Consider the following 18,207-nt stretch of genomic DNA (forward strand, 5'->3'; position numbering starts at 1 on the left):
CCGTGCACCGTGCCGCGCCGACCGCACGATGGTCGCACGGCACGGCCCGTCTCGTCATCGTCTTATTCCGATGCCCGTGGGGCCGTCCGCCCCGGCCTCGGGGCGGTCTTCGGCTCCGCCTTGTGTTCGGCCCTGGCGGCCGGGGCGGTGGGCTTCCAGTCCGGGTGTCCGGGCATCGCCGGCGTCTTCTCGGCGTACAGCCAGGCCTTGAAGAACCCGCTCAGGTCGCGGCCTGAGATCCGTTCGGCCAGGCGCTCGAAGTCGGCCGTGGACGCCGTGGAGTCGCGGTGGTCGTGCACCCAGACCCGTTCCAGGCGCTCGAACGCGGGGCGGCCGATCTCCTGGCGCAGCGCGTACAGGACGAGGGCCGCGCCGTCGTAGACGTTGGGCCGGAAGATGCTGATCTTCTGGCCCGGGTGGGGCGCCTTGGGCAGCGCCGGGGGGCCTCCCGCGGCGCGCCAGCGGTCGGAGGCGCTGTACGCGACCTTCATCCGCGCCTCCAGGGTGCGGCCCGCCTGCTCCTGGGCGTACAGCGCCTCGTACCAGGTCGCGTGTCCCTCGTTGAGCCACAGGTCGGACCAGCTGCGCGGGCTGACGCTGTCGCCGAACCACTGGTGGGAGAGCTCGTGCACCATGATCGACTCGACGTACCACTTGGGATAGCCGGGCTCGGTGAACAGGTCCTTCTCGAAGAGGGACAGGGTCTGCGTCTCCAGCTCGAACCCGGTCGAGGCGTCGGCCATGAGCAGGCCGTACGTCTCGAACGGGTAGGGACCGACCTTGGTCTCCATCCAGGAGATCTGCTCCGGGGTCTTCTTCAGCCACGGTTCGAGGAGCTCGCGGTCCTTGGTGGGCACGACGTCCCGCAGGGGCAGTGCGCGCGGGCCCTTGCGGTGCACCACGGTGGACCGGCCGATCGAGACCTGGGCGAGTTCGGTGGCCATGGGGTGCCGGGTGCGGTAGGTCCAGGTCGTCGCCGCGCCGACGCGTTCGACTCCCTCCGGCAGGCCGCCCGCGACGGCCGTGTAGTCGTTGGGCGCGGTGACGCGGACGGTGAACATCGCCTTGTCGGAGGGGTGGTCGTTGCACGGGAAGACCAGGTGGGCGGCGTCGGCCTGGTTGGCCATGGCGAGGCCGTCCGCGGTCCTGACCCAGCCGCCGTCCCGGTCGTCGGCGCTCACCGGATCGCTGGTGTGCCGCACGGTGATCCGGACCCGGCTGCCCCGGGGCAGCGAGCTTCGCGGGGTGACCACCAGGTCGTCGCCTGCGCCGGCGAAGGCGGCGGGCTGGCCGTCGACCTGGACCGAGTCGACCTTGCCGTGGGCGAAGTCCAGGTTGATCCGGTCCAGGGCCGCCGTGGTCCGGGCGTCGATGGTGGTGACCGCCCGGAGGGGTTCGCTGTTGACGCCGGAGTAGGTGAACGACAGGTCGTACGACGCGACGTCGTATCCCGGGTTGCCCAGGTACGGGAAGAGGCGGTCGCCGACGCCGAGCGGGTCCGCCGGAGCGCTCGCGGCGACGAGGCAGACGGAGACGGCCGAGGCGAGCAGCGCGGACTTGAGCCGGACGCGGGGGGTGAGCAGCATGGACCACCGCTACCAGCGCGGACGCGGGCCGTGTGGGCGACGCGCGCCCGGCCCACCCGAACGGATGGCCCACACGCGTGCGCGGACGCCCTGGGGATCGGGGACTTGACGCGCGCGTCCCCGCGCGGGTGCGCCCTACGCGGGTTCGGCCGAGGCCTGCGCGTGGTGCTGCGCGCGGTCCACGTCGTACACGCCGGGGACGTTGCGCATGGCTCTCATCAGGGCGGGCAGGTGGGCGGCGTCGGGAAGCTGGACGGTGTACGTGTGACGCACTCGCTGCTGAGCCGGGGGTTCCACGGTCGCGGAGACGATCTCGGCGCCCTCCAGCGCCATGGCCTCGGTGAGGTCGGCGAGGAGATGGGGCCGGCCGAACGATTCGGCGACCAGGGTGACCCGGCAGCCGGTGCCGTCGCCCCAGCGCACGTCGACCTCTCCGCGCCCCGCACCCGCCATGCGCGCCACGGCGTCGCACTCAGCGCGGTGCACGGTGACCACTCCCCCGCGCACCAGGAACCCGGTGACGTCGTCGAGCGGTACGGGTGTGCAGCACCCGGCGAGCCGCACGGCGGCGTCGGGCCGGTCGACGACCGTGACGGCGGCGCCGGGTCCGGGGCGCGGGGCCGGCGCGTCGGCTCCGAACGGGTCGGCCGTGGACCGGGCGGTGGCCAGTGCGGCCTTGGCTGCCTCCGGGGTCCCGGCCGGTGCGGAGTCCTCCTGCTCGGCCGGCGCCGGGTGCGTCGCCAGCCACCGCTGGATGGCGATCCGGGCGGCCGGGGTGTGGGCGTGCTCCAGCCACTCCCTGGACGGCTCCGAGGCGGGGTCCTGGCCCATGAGGAGCTGGACGGTGTCGCCGTCCCGCAGAACGGTGCTGAGGGTCGCCAGGCGGCCGTTCACCCGGGCGCCGATGCAGGCGTGGGCGTCCTCGCCGTACTGCGCGTACGCGGCGTCGACGCAGGTCGCGCCCTCGGGCAGGCCGAGTGTGCCGCCGTCCGGCCGGAAGACGGTGATCTCGCGGTCCTGCGCGAGGTCCTCGCGCAGGGTGGACCAGAACGTGTCGGGGTCGGGTGCGGCCTCCTGCCAGTCCAGGAGGCGGGAGAGCCAGCCGGGCCGCGTGGGGTCGACGCGCTCCTCGTCGGCCGCGGCTCGTTCCCGGGCCTGTTCCTCGGAAGGAGCCGGGTAGGGATTGCCGAGCGCCACGACGCCGGCCTCCGCGACCTTGTGCATCTGGTGCGTGCGGATGAGGACTTCGGCGACCTGGCCGTCCTCGCGGGCGACCGCGGTGTGCAACGACTGGTACAGGTTGAACTTGGGGACGGCGATGAAGTCCTTGAACTCCGAGACCACCGGCGTCATACAGGTGTGCAGTTCACCCAGCACGGCGTAGCAGTCGGCGTCCTCGTTCACCAGCACGAGCAGACGGCCGAAGTCGGAGCCGCGCATCCGGCCGCGCTTGCGGGAGAAGCGGTGCACGGAGACGAAGTGCCGTGGGCGGATGACGACTTCGGCCTGGATGCCGGCTTCGCGCAGGATCGCGCGCATCGTGTCGGCGAACTCCGCAAGGGGGTCGTCCGCGCGGGAGGCGTTCTCGACGATCAGCTCGCGGGTGTGCTCGTACTCCTCGGGGTGCAGGATCGCGAAGACGAGGTCTTCCAGCTCGGTCTTGAGGGCCTGGACGCCGAGGCGTTCGGCGAGCGGGATGAGGACGTCCCGGGTGACCTTGGCGATGCGCGCCTGTTTCTCGGGGCGCATCACGCCGAGGGTGCGCATGTTGTGCAGCCGGTCGGCGAGTTTGATCGACATCACGCGGACGTCGTTGCCGGTGGCGACGAGCATCTTGCGGAAGGTCTCGGGCTCGGCGGCCGCGCCGTAGTCGACCTTCTCCAGCTTGGTGACGCCGTCGACGAGGTAGCGCACCTCGGCGCCGAACTGCTCACCGACCTGATCGAGCGTCACCTCGGTGTCCTCGACGGTGTCGTGGAGCAGCGAGGCGGTCAAGGTCGTGGTCTCCGCGCCGAGTTCGGCGAGGATCAGGGTCACCGCGAGGGGGTGGGTGATGTAGGGCTCGCCGCTCTTGCGCATCTGGCCGCGATGCGAGGACTCGGCGAGGACGTAGGCGCGACGCAGGGTTTCGAGGTCGGCGTCGGGGTGGTGGGCGCGGTGGACCTCGACGACGTGGCCGATCGCGTCCGGAAGGCGGCCGCGGGAGGCGGGGCCGAGCAGCGCTGCGCCGACCAGGCGGCGCAGGTCGATCCGGGGACGGCTGCGCCTGCGGGACGCGGCCGGCGCTACCGGGCCTGGGGTCGCAGGGTTCGTGGCCTCCGCACTCATGAGCACCTCCGGCTGCGTGGACCGGCGGACGGGGTGTCCCAGGGCGGACACGGCTCAGGGGACTGGTGATCGGTCCCCCGTCCGGGCCGGTGCTTGATGCTACCGAGCCCATCACGCGGGACCGACCGCCTCTCGCCGAGCGTGAAACGGATCACCCATTCGAGCGATGGGTGAGGAGGTTTGCGGTTTTGAGCCACCCGCCCCGAAGCCGGTCGCGCATTCGAACCCGTGACCCGCCCTCGAGGCCGACCTTCTCTGCCGTTCGGCCGACCAGGCCTCCGATGCCAAGCCCCGACCATGTCAGCGGCCGACTGTTTCCAGCCACTCGGGCGCGATCTCCCCTGTGGCGACGATCACTGCGGGGCCGGTCATCTCGATCTCGCCGTCGGGCCGCTCGGTGATCACCAGACGCCCGCCGGGCACGTCGACGGTGTAAGTGACCGGCGTCCCCGTGACCGCCGGGTCGGCGCCGTCCCTGCGCGCGGCCGCCACGGCGACGGCACACGCGCCCGTGCCGCACGAGCGGGTCTCGCCGGCCCCGCGCTCGTGCACGCGCAGGGCGACGTGGCCCGGTCCGCGGTCCACCACGAACTCCACGTTGACCCCGTCCGGGTAGGCGGAGGCCGGGCTGAAGGGCGGCGGCGCGTGCAGGTCGCCGGCGTGCGCGAGATCGTCGACGAAGGCCACGGCGTGCGGGTTGCCCATGTTGACGTTGCGCGCGGGCCAGCTGCGGTCGCCGACCCTCACCGTGACGTCGCCCTCGGGGAGGCGGGCCCTGCCCATGCCGACGGTGACGTCCCCGTCCTCGGCGAGGTGTACGCGCTTGACGCCCCCTCGCGTGGCGACCGTCAGATCGCCCTCGCCGACGAGGCCGGCGTGCTGGAGATAGCGGGCGAAGACCCGGACCCCGTTGCCGCACATCTCGGCGATCGACCCGTCGCCGTTGCGGTAGTCCATGAACCACTCCGCCTCGGCCGCCATGTCCTTCGCCTCGGGGTGCGCGGCGGACCGCACGACGTGCAGCAGGCCGTCGCCGCCGATGCCCGCGCGTCGGTCGCACAGGGCGGCGACGGCGGCCGGGGGAAGGTCTACGGCGTTGTCGGGGTCGGGAACGATCACGAAGTCGTTCTCGGTGCCGTGCCCCTTGAGGAAGGCGATCCGCGTGCTCATCCCTCGATCGTACGGCGTGGCCACGACACCGGGCCCGGAGCCGCGGAGGGGCCGCCCGCCACCCGCGTGCGGACGGTTCAGCGGAGCCGGGCGACCCGCCAGACGGCCAGGGCCACCACCGCGGCGACCATGACGACGTAGGCGAGGGCGACCCGCCAGTCGGGCCGGCGCCCGGAGCCGCGCGCGGGCAGGCCGGGCCACGTGTAACCCACGCGGCGGGCGGCCATCATTCCCCAGCCGGCCGCGCAGGAGCAGATCAGCAGCCCGAGCATGGCGATCATGGCTCCGCTGTCGCCGAAGTCGAAGGCGAGCGGGAAGGCGAACATCAGGGAACCGATCGCGGCCAGGGCCACGATGGGCGCGAGCTGCCAGATCCGCAGCCGACGCTGGGGGCGCAGCTCGACCTCGACCTCGGGGCCGCTCGCGAACATCTCCTCGGGCTCGGGACCGTCGTCGGTCACACCGCCCTGGGTTTCGTCCGTGCCGTCCGTGCCGTCCAGGGTGACCTCGTACCGCCCGTCCTGGCTCGGACGGCCTTCCTCGGCCTCCGGTTCACCGCTCCCTGTGGTGCGGTGCCCAGCGCCTTGTGCGGTGTCGCGAGGGCCGGCCTCCATCGCCACGCGCCCTCCCAACTCGGACTCCACTTGGTCGATCGAAGCTCGATGATGGCACGCCGCCGGAGGCCCGGATGACGGCCTGGGCGTCCCGATGCCATGACGTGATCAGGCTGTGACCGGTCGCTCCACCAACGCCAGCGCGAGCTCCGGAAGTTCCGTGAGATCAGCGGCGGCCCCACTCAACCAGTGCACCCGCGGATCGCGCCTGAACCACGAATCCTGACGGCGCGCGAAGCGCTTGGTGGCACGCACGGTCTCCGCGCGCGCGTCGTCCTCGGTGCACTCACCGGACAGGGCCGCGAGGATCTGCTGGTAACCGAGCGCGCGGGAGGCCGTGCGCCCCTCGCGCAGGCCCTGCGCCTCCAGCGCGCGGACCTCGTCCACGAGCCCCGCGTCCCACATCCGGTCGACGCGGCGGGCGATGCGCTCGTCGAGTTCCGGGCGCGCCACGTCGACCCCGATCTGGACGGTGTCGTAGACGGAGTCATGACCGGGCAGGTTGGCCGTGAAGGGCTTACCGGTGATCTCGATCACCTCGAGGGCCCGGACGATGCGGCGGCCGTTGCCGGGCAGGATCGCCTGAGCGGCCCCGGGATCGGCGGCGGCCAGCCTGGCGTGCAGCGCGCCGGACCCGCGCAGCGTGAGCTCCTCCTCCAGCCTGGCGCGCACCTCGGGATCGGTGCCGGGGAACTCCAGGTTGTCGACGGCCCCGCGGACGTACAGTCCGGAGCCGCCGACGAGGACGGGCCAGCGGCCCTCGGCGAGCAGCGCGTCGATCCGCTCGCGCGCCAGCCGCTGGTACTCGGCGACCGAGGCGGTGACGGTGACGTCCCAGACGTCCAGGAGATGGTGCGGGACTCCAGCGCGCTCCTCGGGCGTCAGTTTGGCGGTGCCGATGTCCATCCCTCGGTAGAGCTGCATGGAGTCGGCGTTGACGACCTCGCCGCCGAGTCGCCGGGCCAGGAAAACGCCCAGATCCGACTTTCCGGCCGCGGTCGGTCCGACGACGGCGATGACGCGGGGGGCGGGGGGTGCGCTGCTCACCGCACCAGTCTCGCAAACCCCGCTCCCGCCCTCGAACGAGTTAGGTGACGACGCCGGTCCGGGGTCGTTCCCCGTTGCGGGATTCCCGTCGCTCCGCACAGGGGCGACGCCCCCGGTGACGCGAACGGACGCACCGGCCGAGGCGGGTTTTCGCCCGCACGAGTACCGTATGGAGTGGACATGGGCGTTTTGGCGCGACTTTTCCGGAGGCCGAAGTCCGTGGAGGAGCCGTCCGCGATGGAGGCGACCGCCGCCGCCGAGGCTTCGGGCGACGCGGCGCAAGGCGCAGCCGGGGCGGAAACGGTCACGGAGGACTCACGGGAGACGACGGAGGCCGGAGCCGCAGCGCACAGCCGGACGGCGAAGGATCCGGAGCCTGAGCCGGTCCCCGAAGACGAGATCGTCGAGGTCGCTGTCGACGGCACTGCCGACGGCGCTGTCGACAGCCTCGGCATTCCCCGTCAGCAGTCCCCCGAGGAGACGGCCGACAGCGAGGCCGCCGACGGCGGCGCCCGCACTTGACGCACCCGCCAGGGAAGGTGGCCCATGGGTCTTTTGGACAGTTTGAAGGCCAGGCTCGGCCCGGCCAAGGGCAAGGTCTCGGACCTCGCGCACCGGCACGGGGACAAGGCGCACCACGGCGTCGACAAGGCCGCCAAGGTCGTCGACGAGAAGACCAAGGGCACATACAGCGACAGCATCCACACGGGCGCCGACAAGGCCAAAGGAGCCGTGGACCGGGTAGCGCACAAGGACGAGCCCTCGACGGGCCGCGGCGACACGTTCGTCCCGCCGACCCCTCCGAGCCCGCCGAGCCCGCCGCCGGCTTCCTGACCGGGGCGGGGAGGGGCGCACGGCCGCGAACGTTCCCGCGGCGCGGCCGTCCCGCCGCTCCCCGCCCGGACCCGGGTCGGTTACCCGGACGGGTCCGGCTCACGCCCGGGTCCCGTTCACGGACGGGCACGGTTCACGGACGGGCACGGTTCACGGACGGGCACGGTTCACGGGCGGCTTCAGCTCATGCCTTGGCTCGGCTCACGCCCCGGTCAGGTTCACGCCCCGCAGCCCCACGGCCGTCACGACCAGGTCGCGACCACGTAGCCCACGCCGTACGGCGCGTCCTCGTACAGCAGCGCGCCCGTCAGCCCGGCGCCCTCGGCGGCGCCCGCGAGCACCTGCCACGGCGCCCGGCCGCAGGCCTTGAGCGCGTACGCCAGCTCCGCGTCCAGCGCTCCGAGCGCCGCCACGTCCGCCGCGCCGAGCGCGCGGGCGACCTCCGCGTCGAAGGGCGCGGCGCGCTCGTCGAGGTAGCCGGGAGCCTTCAGGGTCCGGCACGCGCTCGCGTCGCCCATCACCAGCAGGGCGACCCGCCCGGACGCGGCGCCGATCTCCCGGCCGACCTCGAGACACCGCTCGGTCGTGAGCTGCTCGCCGACGCCGAGTCCCCCGACCGGGGCGGCCGACCATCCGGCCCGCTCCAGCAGCCAGGCGCCGACGGCGAGGGACGGCGGCAGGTCGCGGGCGGACGATACGCGTGACGCGCGTGACGCGTGTGACGCGTGTGACGCGTGTGACGCGTGTGACGCGTCCTGTGCATCTGGTGCGTCCGGTACGACAGGTGTGCCCGATGCAGCCGCGTCGGCGCGGCCGAGGCGTACGCCCACGTCCACTCCGAACGCGCGGAACGAACCCGGCGCGCCTTCCGGGTGGAGGCCTCGGCCGGCCTTCTCGGCGGGTCCGACGACCACGAGCCGGTCCGGCCGGGCGGCCGCCAGCACGGCCAGCGCGTCGGAGCAGGCGGTACGCGCCGCGTCCAGCTCGGGCGCGGCGCCCGCGGCGACCTCGGGCACGAGCAGCGGCGGACAGGGGCAGACTGAGGCGGCGACAAGCATGATCGGCAGGGTAGCCCCGCAGGCGAGCCTCGGGGCGCCCTCGGCTCGGATGCCCCAGTGGGCCCCTGGGTGGGGCGTGGCCGGTGGGCCCCGGCCGTCCGCCCCGGCCGTGGGTCAGTCGCAGCCGCAGCCGCTGCCCGTGGCCACCGGAAGCGGCGCGGGCACGCCGATCCCGGGCAGGCCGAGCAGAACGCCGGCCGGCTTGGCCGCCTGCTCCGCGGTGCGCTTCTCCCAGGCGTCACCCGCGCGCGTGCGGCGCACGTCCAGGACCGCGCCCTCGGCCAGGAGGTGGTGCGGGGCGGCGTACGTGATCTCGACCGTCACCACGTCGCCGGGGCGCACCTGCCGCTCCGGCTTGGTGAAGTGCACCAGACGGTTGTCGGGTGCACGGCCGGACAGGCGGTGGGTGGCGCCGTCCTTGCGGCCCTCGCCCTCGGCCACCATCAGCTCCAGGGTGCGGCCGACCTGCTTCTTGTTCTCCTCCCAGGAGATCTCCTCCTGGAGGGCGACGAGGCGCTCGTACCGCGCCTGCACGACCTCCTTGGGAATCTGGTTCTCCATGGTCGCGGCCGGGGTGCCGGGGCGCTTGGAGTACTGAAAGGTGAACGCCTGCGCGAAGCGGGCCTCGCGGACCGCGTGCAGGGTCTGCTCGAAGTCCTCCTCGGTCTCGCCGGGGAAGCCCACGATGATGTCGGTGGTGATCGCCGCGTGCGGGATGGCGGCGCGCACCTTCTCGATGATCCCGAGGTAGCGCTCCTGGCGGTAGGAGCGGCGCATCGCCTTCAGGACGGTGTCCGAGCCGGACTGCATCGGCATGTGCAGCTGCGGCATCACGTTGGGCGTCTCGGCCATGGCGGCGATGACGTCGTCGGTGAAGTCGCGGGGGTGCGGGGAGGTGAAGCGGACGCGCTCCAGGCCCTCGATCGCGCCGCACGCGCGGAGCAGCTTGCTGAAGGCCTCGCGGTCGCCGATGTCGGAACCGTAGGCGTTGACGTTCTGGCCGAGCAGGGTGATCTCGCAGACCCCCTCCGCGACCAGAGCCTCGATCTCGGCCAGGATGTCGCCGGTGCGGCGGTCCTTCTCCTTGCCGCGCAGCGCCGGGACGATGCAGAACGTGCACGTGTTGTTGCATCCCACGGAGATCGACACCCAGGCCGCGTAGGCGCTCTCGCGCCGCGTCGGCAGGGTGGACGGGAACGCTTCCAGCGACTCCGCGATCTCGACCTGGGCCTCTTCCTGCACGCGCGCGCGTTCCAGCAGGACCGGCAGCTTGCCGATGTTGTGCGTGCCGAAGACGACGTCCACCCAGGGCGCCTTCTTCACGATGGTGTCGCGGTCCTTCTGCGCGAGGCAGCCGCCGACCGCGATCTGCATCCCGGGCCGGCTCGCCTTGCGCGGCGCCAGCCGGCCGAGGTTGCCGTAGAGCCGGTTGTCGGCGTTCTCGCGCACCGCGCAGGTGTTGAAGACGACGACGTCCGCGTCGCCGTCCGAGCCCTCGGGGGCGCGCACGTACCCGGCCTCTTCGAGCAGCCCGGACAATCGCTCGGAGTCGTGGACGTTCATCTGGCACCCGTAAGTGCGGATCTCGTAGCTCTTGGGGGCTTGGACGTCCACTGCGAGGCTCCGGTCGCTGCTGCTGGTCATGGCTCAAGGGTAGGCGCTCCCCGGGGGACGCCCGCCGCCTCCGCGGTCCGGGGGCCTCGACGGCCTTCAGGGATCGATCAGCCCGGCGCGGATCGCGTAGCGGGTGAGTTCCAGCCGGTCGCGCATGCCGAGCTTGTGCAGGAGGTTGGCTCGGTGCCGTTCGACCGTCTTGGCGCTGATGAAGAGCAGCGCGCCGATCTCCCTGGAGGTGTGCCCCTCGGCCACGAGCTTGAGTATCTCCTCCTCGCGCTCGGTGATGGGCCGTTCGGGCAGGCCGTCGACGTCGCCGCCGCGGTGCAGCCGGTCCAGGTACGAGCGGACGAGCGCCCGCTCCGCGCCGGGGTAGATGAACGGCTCGTCGCGCACGACCGCGTGGCACGCCTCGACCAGATCCCGGTCGGCGACCGACTTCAGCACGTATCCCCCGGCCCCGGCCTTGAGTGCCTCGAAGAAGTACTGCTCGTTGTCGTACATGGTCAGGATGAGGATGGGCAGCGCCGGAAGTCTGCGGGAGAGTTCACGCGCCGCCTGCAGCCCGGTCATCCTGGGCATGGCCACGTCGAGGACGGCGAGATCGACGTCCCCCTCCCGGGCGCGTTCGACCGCCTCGGCCCCGTCGCCGGCCTCGGCGACCACCGTCAGGTCGGGCTCGCCGTCCAGGATGAGCCGCACCCCCCGGCGTACGAGTGTGTGGTCGTCGGCGAGGAGGACGCGGATCGGCGCGGACGGCACCGGCGACGCAAGCGGCGCGAACGGTTCGGACGACACGGACGGCGAGGACGGCGGGAACGGCGGGGAGGGTTCGGGCCGGGGGGCCGAGGCCGCCGGCGGCCTCGACGGCGTCGATGCCGCCGGAGAGGCGCCGTCCGTCATCGGAGGCCTCCGGCGGAGAAGTCCGGGGCGGCCGGCGCCACGGCGGGGCCCGCCGTGGCCCGCAGTCGTACGTCCGTCCCGCCGCCGCTGCCGTCCGCGTCCGACGAGACGGTGAGGACCGCGCCGATCAGCAGGGCCCGCTCGCGCATCCCGCGGATACCGGCGCCCTCTCCGGCCTGCGCGCCCAGGCCCTTGCCGTTGTCCCGTACGAGGAGTTCGACGCCGTCGGCGGCGGGGCGCAGCCAGAGTTCGGCGCGGTCGGCGCCCGAGTGCCGCGCGGTGTTGGTGAGGGCTTCCTGAGCCACGCGGTACAGCACCAGTTCCGTCTCCTCGGTCAGTGGGGGCAGCGGGGCGCGAAGATCGTGGCGGACCGTCAGCCCGTGGGTGGTGAACTCGGTGGCCAAGGAGCGCAGGGCGCTGAGCAGGCCGAGCTCGTCGAGGACTCCGGGGCGCAGCCGGCGGGCGATGCGACGGATCTCGTCCAGGCCGTCCCGGGTGGCCTCCTGCGCCTGGGCCAGTTCCTCGCGCAGGTCCGTCGGGGCCCGGTCGGCGACGCGCTTGAGCTGGAGCAGCACGGCGGTCAGCGTCTGCCCCACCTCGTCGTGGAGCTCGCGGGCGATGCGGTGGCGCTCCCGTTCCTGCGCAGACAGCGCCCCTGCGGCGCTGGCGGCGCGCTCGGCCTCGAGCCGGTCCAGCATGGCGTTGTACGTGGTGATCAGCTCGGCCGTCTCCACCGGCCCCGAGACCACGGCACGGACCCCCGGGTGCAGCAGGTCGGCGTCGGCCATGGCCCGGCCGAGCCGCCCCAGCGGCGCCAGGCCGACGCGCAGCACGACCGCGTTGACGGCCAGCAACGCGGCCAGACCGGCCACCACCACGAGCACCTCGCCCGGCAGTATCGGCGTGGAGACGGTCACCGGACCCAGGAGCAGCGCGGCCGCCACGACCAGTCCCATGGCGTCGAGGACGAAGATCCGCCAGAACAACGACACGTGCGCGGCTCCTTCCCGCCTGCCTCTCCTGTCTCTTCTGCCTCTTGTGTCGCTTGTGTCTCTCTTACCTCTTTCGCCCCAGTCGCCTCGTCGGCCTCGTCGGCCTCGGCCGCCTCGGCCGGCGCGGGCAGAACCGTCCCGGCCGCGTCTCCATGGCGCCGCCGTGACCAGCCTCTCCAGGGGCCGGTGGCCCTGTCCATCCGTGACGACACCCATGTCGTCACCGTACGGGCAGGTGGCAGCATGGCGACTCCGGGCACCAGCCCGTAGACGTCACCGCCCGACGACGGCCACGAAGCACGACTGCGACCACAACCACGAACACGAACACGAACACGACCAGCAAGGGGAAGAAACGTGCCTGCTCCACGTCTCCGAACGACTCCGCTCCCAGGCATCGGAGTCCAGTACGACCTCGTGACGCGGGAGCAGCGGCACCTGTCGGTCGTGGCGCACCGCGACGGCGCCCGCACGGTGAACGTGTACCGGACCGACGACCCCGACTCCTGCGCCCAGTCGCTGCGGCTGACCGGCGCCGAGGCGGACGCGCTGATCGACGCCCTGATGCCGTCCCACCACAGCGCGAGCCTGCTGTACACGACCGATCTGGGACTGGTCGCCGAGCGGGTGGAGGTCGCGGCGACCTCCCGCTGGAACGGGCGGCTGCTGGGCGACACCCGGATGCGCACGGAGACCGGCGCCTCGATCGTGGCCGTGCTGCGGCGGGCCGAGGCGATCCCGTCCCCGACGCCGGACTTCCGTCTCGCGGGCGGTGACACGCTCATCGTAGTCGGCACCCGCGAAGGCGTGGACGCGGCCGCGGCGATCCTCGGTCGGGAGTGATCGAGTGCACTCCGCCGTCCTGCTGATCGAGTTCGGTTCCATCATCCTCGCCCTCGGCCTGCTCGGCCGGTTCGCGGCCCGTTTCCGGTTCTCGCCGATCCCGCTCTATCTGCTGGCCGGGCTGGCCTTCGGCGAAGGCGGGCTGTTGCCGCTGGGCGCGAGCGAGGAGTTCGTGGCCACCGGCGCCGAGATCGGCGTCATCCTGCTGCTGCTGATGCTCGGCCTGGAGTACACGGCGAGCGATCTGGTCTCCAACCTCAAGGCCCACTATCCGTCCGGTCTCGTCGACTGTTCCCTCAACGCCCTGCCGGGCGCTGCCGCCGCGCTGCTGCTGGGCTGGGGGCCGGTGGCCGCCGTGGTGCTTGCGGGGGTCACCTGGATCTCGTCCTCCGGGGTGATCGCCAAGGTGCTGGGCGACCTGGGGCGGGTCGGCAACCGGGAGACGCCGGTCATCCTCAGCGTGCTGGTGCTGGAGGACCTGGCCATGGCCGTCTACCTGCCGATCGTCACCGCTCTGGTGGCCGGGGTGGGACTGGCGGCCGGCAGCATGACCCTGGCGGTCGCGCTGGGCGTGGCGGGCCTCGTGCTGTTCGCCGCGGTTCGCTACGGCCGGGTGATCTCGCGCTTCGTGTCGAGCGACGACCCGGAGAAGCTGCTCCTGGTCGTGCTGGGCCTGACGATCCTCGTCGCCGGCGTGGCACAGCAACTGCAGGTGTCGGCGGCGGTGGGGGCGTTCCTGGTGGGCATCGCGCTGTCCGGGGAGGTCGCCGAAGGCGCGCACACGCTGCTGAGCCCGCTGCGGGACCTCTTCGCCGCGGTCTTCTTCGTCTTCTTCGGGCTGCACACCGACCCGGCGAGCATCCCGCCGGTCCTTCTGCCGGCCCTGGCGCTGGCCGTCGTCACCGCCGCGACGAAGATCGCCACCGGCTACTGGGCGGCCCGGCGGGCCGGCATCTCCGTCAAGGGACGCTGGCGGACGGGCGGTGCGCTGGTGGCACGCGGGGAGTTCTCGATCGTCATCGCCGGACTGGCGGTCACCGCCGGGATCGAGCCGTCCCTCGGCCCGCTGGCCACCGCGTACGTCCTGATCCTGGTCGTGATCGGTCCGCTCACCGCCCGCTACACGGAGCCGCTCGCGGCCTGGTGGACGCGCCGCCGGGAGCCTCGCGGGACGGCCGCCGTAGCGGACCATGCGGTCGAGGCGCGCCCCCAGACGCCGGTGGGCGACTGACGCGGGCGCGGACTCCGGCAGGGACGACCGCGGCGAACGCAGACCCCGGCATGGGCGTCGGCGGGGACGGCCGAGGCGAGGCACGGCGGCCCCGGAGGGCCGCGCGTGCACGTCCCGAGCCGTCAGGCGCCCTCGGGCGTCCACCCCTGCCGGCGCAGCACCGCGGACACGTCGGGCGGCAGGTAGTGCTCGCCCTTGAGCACCTTGCCGTCGGCACGGCGGGTGACCTGCCCGTCGGGGCCGAGTTTGGTCATGTTGGAGCGGTGGATCTCGGCGAGCACCGCGTCGAGGTCCATCCCGTGCACCAGAGCCGTGCCGTAGGCGATGTAGACGACGTCGGCCAGCTCGTGCGCCAGCCGGTCCAGCGGGCCGCTCACGGACACCTCGGCGGCCTCGGCCGCCTCCTCGGCGAGCAGGCTTGCGCGCTGCGCGGCGAGACGCGGCGACACCTGCGTCGGGGTGGTGCGGACGTCGAGCCCGAAGGCACGGTGGAACTCACGGACCAGATCGGCGGGCGAGGAACTCATGCCACGACTGTAACGACGGCCACCGACAAGCCCGTCCGCCCCGGCCCCGTGCGCCCCGGCCTGGTCAGCACCTCGTGCGGGCTGGCAGGATCGCGGGCATGTCCAAGGTGTTCTCCCGTCCCGTCAGACGCGGCGTCCTGGGCGGCACGGTCGCCGCCGCCGTCGTCATGGGGCTGCTGCTGTGGTGGATGCTGCCTCTGGGCGAGGAGCCGCCGAGCGGTTCGATCACCTTCAGCACGGGGACGACGAGCGGCGTCTACTACGAGTACGGCAGCCAGCTGCGTGACGCGCTCGCCAGGGACATGCCCGATCTGAACGTGAACCTGACGGCCAGCAACGGGTCGCCGGAGAACGTCGAGCGGGTGGCGACGGGCGAGGCCGACTTCACCATCGCCGCGGCCGACGCCGTGCAGACGTACGAGGCGCAGCACCCCGACGGGGCGGCCAGGCTGCGCGGGGTGGCCCGGCTGTACGACGACTACGTCCAGCTCGTGGTGGCCCGGGACTCGTCCGTCCGCTCCATCGCGGACCTCCGTGGCAGGACCGTGGCTACCGGCCTCCCTCGTTCCGGTGTGCGGCTGATCGCGGAGCGGGTGCTCAAGGCGGCGGGCCTGGACCCGGCGAAGGACATCAAGGCCGAGTCGGAGGGCATCGACACCGGCCCGGAGAAGCTGAAGCGGGGCGAGATCGACGCCTTCTTCTGGTCCGGCGGGGTGCCGACGGCCGGGCTGGAGAAACTGGCCGACACCTTCACCTTCCGGTTCGTGCCGATCAGCTCCGACCTCGTCGCCCGGATGCACGACCAGGACGACTCCACCGGCTACTACCGGGCCACGAACATGCCCGAGTCGGCCTACCCCACCGTCCAGAACGGCTCCACCGTGGCGACGATCGCGGTGTCCAACCTGCTCATCACCCGCACGGACACGGCCCCCCGGCTCACCGAGTGGCTGACCCGTACCGTGATCAGGAGCCGGGACGGCATCGGCGCGCACGTGCACTCGGCCCAGTTGGTCGATCTGCGCACCGCCATCTACACCGACCCGCTCAAGCTCCACGAGGGCGCCCGGCGCTACTACCGCTCGGTCAAGCCCTAGTCTGCGGGGGCTGCCACGACGTCGGCGACCGGGGCACGGACACCGTCGCCGTCAGTCCGCTCGGCTCGTGGTGGGCGTACGACAGGGAGCCGCCGCCGGCCGCGAGCAGGGCCCGGGAGATGGACAGGCCCAGACCGGAGCCCTTGATGTTCTGGTGGCGGCCGCTGCGCCAGAAACGGTCGCCCACGCGCGTGAGTTCCTCGTCGGTGAGACCCGGCCCGTTGTCGGTGACGACGACGGTCGAGATGTCGCCGTCGGCGGCCACGACGACCTCGACGCTCTCGCCCCGGGGCGTGAACTTGACGGCGTTGTCGATGACGGCGTCCAGGGCGCTGGAGAGCGTCACCGGGTCGGCCCATGCCGTGGTGGGCGGGCAGTCGCCCACCAGCCGGACGCCCTTGGCCTCTGCGGTGGGCGCCCAGGCGGCCACCCGCTCGGCGGCCAGCGCGCCGATGTCGGTGACCCGCAGATGGACCTCGGCGTGCTCGGCGAGGGCGAGGTCCAGCAGGTCGTCCAGGACCTGGGCCAGGCGTTTGCCCTCGTTCTGGACGGATGCGATCTCCTCGTTGCCCTCGGGGAGTTCGTAGCCCAGGAGTTCGATGCGCAGCAGCAGGGCCGCCAGCGGGTTGCGCAGTTGGTGCGAGGCATCGGCGACGAAGGCACGCTGCTGTTCCAGCACGTTCTCGACGTTGTCCGCCATCTCGTTGAACGCTCCGGCCAGCCGCCGTAGTTCCGGCGGTCCGCCGCCCACGGCGACCCGGGACTTCAGACGGCCGCTCGCGATCTCGTGGGCGGTGGCGTCCAGGACCCGCACCGGTCGCAGCACCCACCCGGTCAGCCGCAGGGCCGCGCCGATGGCCAGCAGCATCGCGGCGACCTCGCCGGCTCCGACGACCAGCCAGCCGTGCAGGATCCGTGACCGCATCGGCCCGGTGGGCGAGTCGGTGACGACGACCGCGACGACGTCGCCGTCCCGGATGACCGGCGACGCCACGACGAGCCGGTTGCGCTGCCACGGCCACACCTGCCGGGGGTCGTGGCTGCGACGGCTGAGCAGCGCCTCGTCGAAGGCGTCCCGCACCTCACCCGTTTCGGGGAGGTACCAGTCCCGCGGGGCGTGGGCCATGGGGGTGTCGGTGCCGTAGAAGACACCGGCACGAATCCCGTAGACGTCGTAGTAGCTGGCGAGTTCCCGGCCGAGCGTCTCGCGCCGCTCGTTGGTGGACGCCGACGCCGAGTCGCCGGAGACGCCCGAGGAGACGGTGACGAACTGGGCGAGCGCCGCGAAGCGGGCGGTGTCGTCGATGCGGTCGACGACCACCTTCTGCTGCTGGGCGCCGGCCACGCTGATGGCCAGCGGCACCCCGAGGGCCAGCAGCACGGCCGCCATCAGGACGATGAGCAGCGGCAGGAGACGAGTACGCAACAGCGGTCCCCGCTACGCGGCCGGGGCGACGAGCCGGTAACCCACGCCGCGCACGGTCTCGATCAACGCCGGCATGCGCAACTTGGCGCGCAGCGAGGCCACATGGACCTCCAGGGTGCGCCCGGTCCCCTCCCAGCTGGTGCGCCACACCTCGCTGATGATCTGCTCCCGGCGGAAGACCACGCCGGGGCGCTGGGCCAGCAGGGCCAGGAGGTCGAACTCCTTCCGGGTCAGCTGGACGGCCGCACCGTCCACCGTGACGCGGCGGGTGGGCAGTTCGATGTGCACGGGTCCCAGGCGCAGCGCGCTGTCCTGACCGGCGGCCGGGTCCTCGTGGACGGTGCGGCGGCTGACGGCGTGGATACGGGCGAGCAGCTCCCCGGTGTCGTACGGCTTCACCACGTAGTCGTCGGCGCCCAGGTTGAGGCCGTGTATGCGGGAGCGGACGTCGGAGCGGGCGGTCACCATGATCACCGGTGTGGCGGTGCGCTTGCGGATCTTGCCGCAGACCTCGTACCCGTCCTGGTCGGGCAGCCCCAGGTCGAGCAGGACGACCCCGAAACCGGGCCCCTCCGGGACGAGCGCCTGCAGGGCTTCCTCGCCGCTGCGCGCGTGGGTGACGTTGAAGCCGTGCCGTTTGAGGACCGCGGACAGCGCGGCGGCGACATGGTTGTCGTCCTCGACGAGCAGCAGTCTCATCCCGGCCTCCTCCGGTTCGGTTCCTCGGGCATACGGTCTGGCTCACCCCGACAGGCTTGCGGTTTCGCGACACACGAGAAAAGCGGGCACACGCGTGTGTGCATCATGGCAGTCACGCTGATGGACGAGGACGCCGTCAAGAGAGTTCCGGTTGCACGCGGCTTCCGTTATCCGGCCGAGACGCCCGGGGGCCGCAAGAGCTACGACAGGTGTCCGACTGCTATCGGATCGTGATGCT

Annotated in this window: 17 protein-coding genes; 5 read left to right on the top strand and 12 right to left on the bottom strand. The window is 72.5% G+C overall.

Going from position 1 to position 18,207, the window contains the following annotated elements:
• Positions 1 to 62: 62 nt before the first annotated feature.
• The 5 genes from IE239_RS17420 to miaA all read right to left on the bottom strand — a co-directional run bounded on the left by IE239_RS17420 (position 63) and on the right by miaA (position 6,745).
• Entirely contained in the window at positions 63 to 1,586 is a 1,524-nt protein-coding gene (locus IE239_RS17420; RefSeq protein ID WP_190150244.1) for a M1 family metallopeptidase, read from the bottom strand.
• Between the two features lie 135 nt (positions 1,587 to 1,721).
• Positions 1,722 to 3,914 (bottom strand): RelA/SpoT family protein, encoded by a 2,193-nt coding sequence (locus IE239_RS17425; RefSeq protein WP_190150245.1) that lies wholly within the window; start codon positions 3,912 to 3,914, stop codon positions 1,722 to 1,724.
• Positions 3,915 to 4,214: 300 nt separating this feature from the next.
• Positions 4,215 to 5,084 (bottom strand): diaminopimelate epimerase, encoded by an 870-nt coding sequence (gene dapF / locus IE239_RS17430; RefSeq protein ID WP_190150246.1) that lies wholly within the window; start codon positions 5,082 to 5,084, stop codon positions 4,215 to 4,217.
• A gap of 77 nt (positions 5,085 to 5,161) precedes the next feature.
• Positions 5,162 to 5,698 (bottom strand): hypothetical protein, encoded by a 537-nt coding sequence (locus IE239_RS17435; protein ID WP_190150294.1) that lies wholly within the window; start codon positions 5,696 to 5,698, stop codon positions 5,162 to 5,164.
• Between the two features lie 108 nt (positions 5,699 to 5,806).
• A complete protein-coding gene (gene miaA / locus IE239_RS17440; protein ID WP_190150247.1) occupies positions 5,807 to 6,745 on the bottom strand; it encodes a tRNA (adenosine(37)-N6)-dimethylallyltransferase MiaA in 939 nt (312 codons plus the stop codon).
• A 237-nt stretch (positions 6,746 to 6,982) separates the two neighbouring features.
• On the opposite strand from miaA, the gene IE239_RS17445 reads away from it, so the two are divergent.
• Positions 6,983 to 7,267 carry a hypothetical protein gene (locus IE239_RS17445; RefSeq protein WP_229878145.1) on the top strand — a complete coding sequence of 95 codons (285 nt, stop codon included), beginning with the start codon at positions 6,983 to 6,985 and terminating at the stop codon, positions 7,265 to 7,267.
• Between the two features lie 24 nt (positions 7,268 to 7,291).
• Positions 7,292 to 7,579: an antitoxin gene (locus IE239_RS17450; RefSeq protein WP_190150249.1), complete on the top strand. Its 288-nt coding sequence runs from the start codon at positions 7,292 to 7,294 to the stop codon at positions 7,577 to 7,579.
• 242 nt (positions 7,580 to 7,821) lie between these two features.
• Here the strand turns inward: IE239_RS17450 and IE239_RS17455 are convergent, their stop codons facing one another.
• The 4 genes from IE239_RS17455 to IE239_RS17470 form a co-directional block, all read right to left on the bottom strand.
• On the bottom strand, positions 7,822 to 8,637 hold the full coding sequence (locus tag IE239_RS17455) for a class III extradiol dioxygenase subunit B-like domain-containing protein (protein ID WP_190150250.1): 816 nt from the start codon (positions 8,635 to 8,637) through the stop codon (positions 7,822 to 7,824).
• A 114-nt stretch (positions 8,638 to 8,751) separates the two neighbouring features.
• Positions 8,752 to 10,281, bottom strand: a complete 1,530-nt coding sequence (gene miaB, locus IE239_RS17460; protein ID WP_190150251.1) for a tRNA (N6-isopentenyl adenosine(37)-C2)-methylthiotransferase MiaB — start codon at positions 10,279 to 10,281, stop codon at positions 8,752 to 8,754.
• Positions 10,282 to 10,347: 66 nt separating this feature from the next.
• Entirely contained in the window at positions 10,348 to 11,049 is a 702-nt protein-coding gene (locus tag IE239_RS17465) for a response regulator (protein ID WP_373308112.1), read from the bottom strand.
• A gap of 101 nt (positions 11,050 to 11,150) precedes the next feature.
• Positions 11,151 to 12,146, bottom strand: a complete 996-nt coding sequence (locus IE239_RS17470) for a sensor histidine kinase (RefSeq protein WP_229878147.1) — start codon at positions 12,144 to 12,146, stop codon at positions 11,151 to 11,153.
• Between the two features lie 357 nt (positions 12,147 to 12,503).
• Between IE239_RS17470 and IE239_RS17475 the strand changes: the two genes are divergently transcribed.
• Positions 12,504 to 12,989: a cation:proton antiporter regulatory subunit gene (locus IE239_RS17475; protein ID WP_190150253.1), complete on the top strand. Its 486-nt coding sequence runs from the start codon at positions 12,504 to 12,506 to the stop codon at positions 12,987 to 12,989.
• A gap of 4 nt (positions 12,990 to 12,993) precedes the next feature.
• Positions 12,994 to 14,220: a cation:proton antiporter gene (locus IE239_RS17480; RefSeq protein WP_190150254.1), complete on the top strand. Its 1,227-nt coding sequence runs from the start codon at positions 12,994 to 12,996 to the stop codon at positions 14,218 to 14,220.
• Between the two features lie 122 nt (positions 14,221 to 14,342).
• Here the strand turns inward: IE239_RS17480 and IE239_RS17485 are convergent, their stop codons facing one another.
• Positions 14,343 to 14,747, bottom strand: coding sequence for a pyrophosphohydrolase domain-containing protein (locus tag IE239_RS17485; protein ID WP_190150255.1), 405 nt, complete (start codon positions 14,745 to 14,747; stop codon positions 14,343 to 14,345).
• Between the two features lie 98 nt (positions 14,748 to 14,845).
• Here IE239_RS17485 and IE239_RS17490 point away from each other — a divergent pair, with 98 nt between their 5' ends.
• The gene (locus IE239_RS17490; protein ID WP_190150256.1) at positions 14,846 to 15,844 is read left to right on the top strand and encodes a TAXI family TRAP transporter solute-binding subunit; all 999 of its coding nucleotides are present in this window, start codon (positions 14,846 to 14,848) and stop codon (positions 15,842 to 15,844) included.
• Here IE239_RS17490 and IE239_RS17495 read toward each other — a convergent pair.
• Positions 15,834 to 17,270, bottom strand: coding sequence for a HAMP domain-containing sensor histidine kinase (locus IE239_RS17495; RefSeq protein WP_190150257.1), 1,437 nt, complete (start codon positions 17,268 to 17,270; stop codon positions 15,834 to 15,836). The two genes, IE239_RS17490 and IE239_RS17495, sit on opposite strands and share 11 nt — an antisense overlap.
• Before the next feature lie 12 nt (positions 17,271 to 17,282).
• The gene (locus IE239_RS17500; protein WP_190150258.1) at positions 17,283 to 17,969 is read right to left on the bottom strand and encodes a response regulator transcription factor; all 687 of its coding nucleotides are present in this window, start codon (positions 17,967 to 17,969) and stop codon (positions 17,283 to 17,285) included.
• Between the last annotated feature and the right edge of the window lie 238 nt (positions 17,970 to 18,207).

The sequence above is a fragment of the Streptomyces humidus genome, from assembly GCF_014649655.1.
Classification (GTDB): domain Bacteria; phylum Actinomycetota; class Actinomycetes; order Streptomycetales; family Streptomycetaceae; genus Streptomyces; species Streptomyces humidus.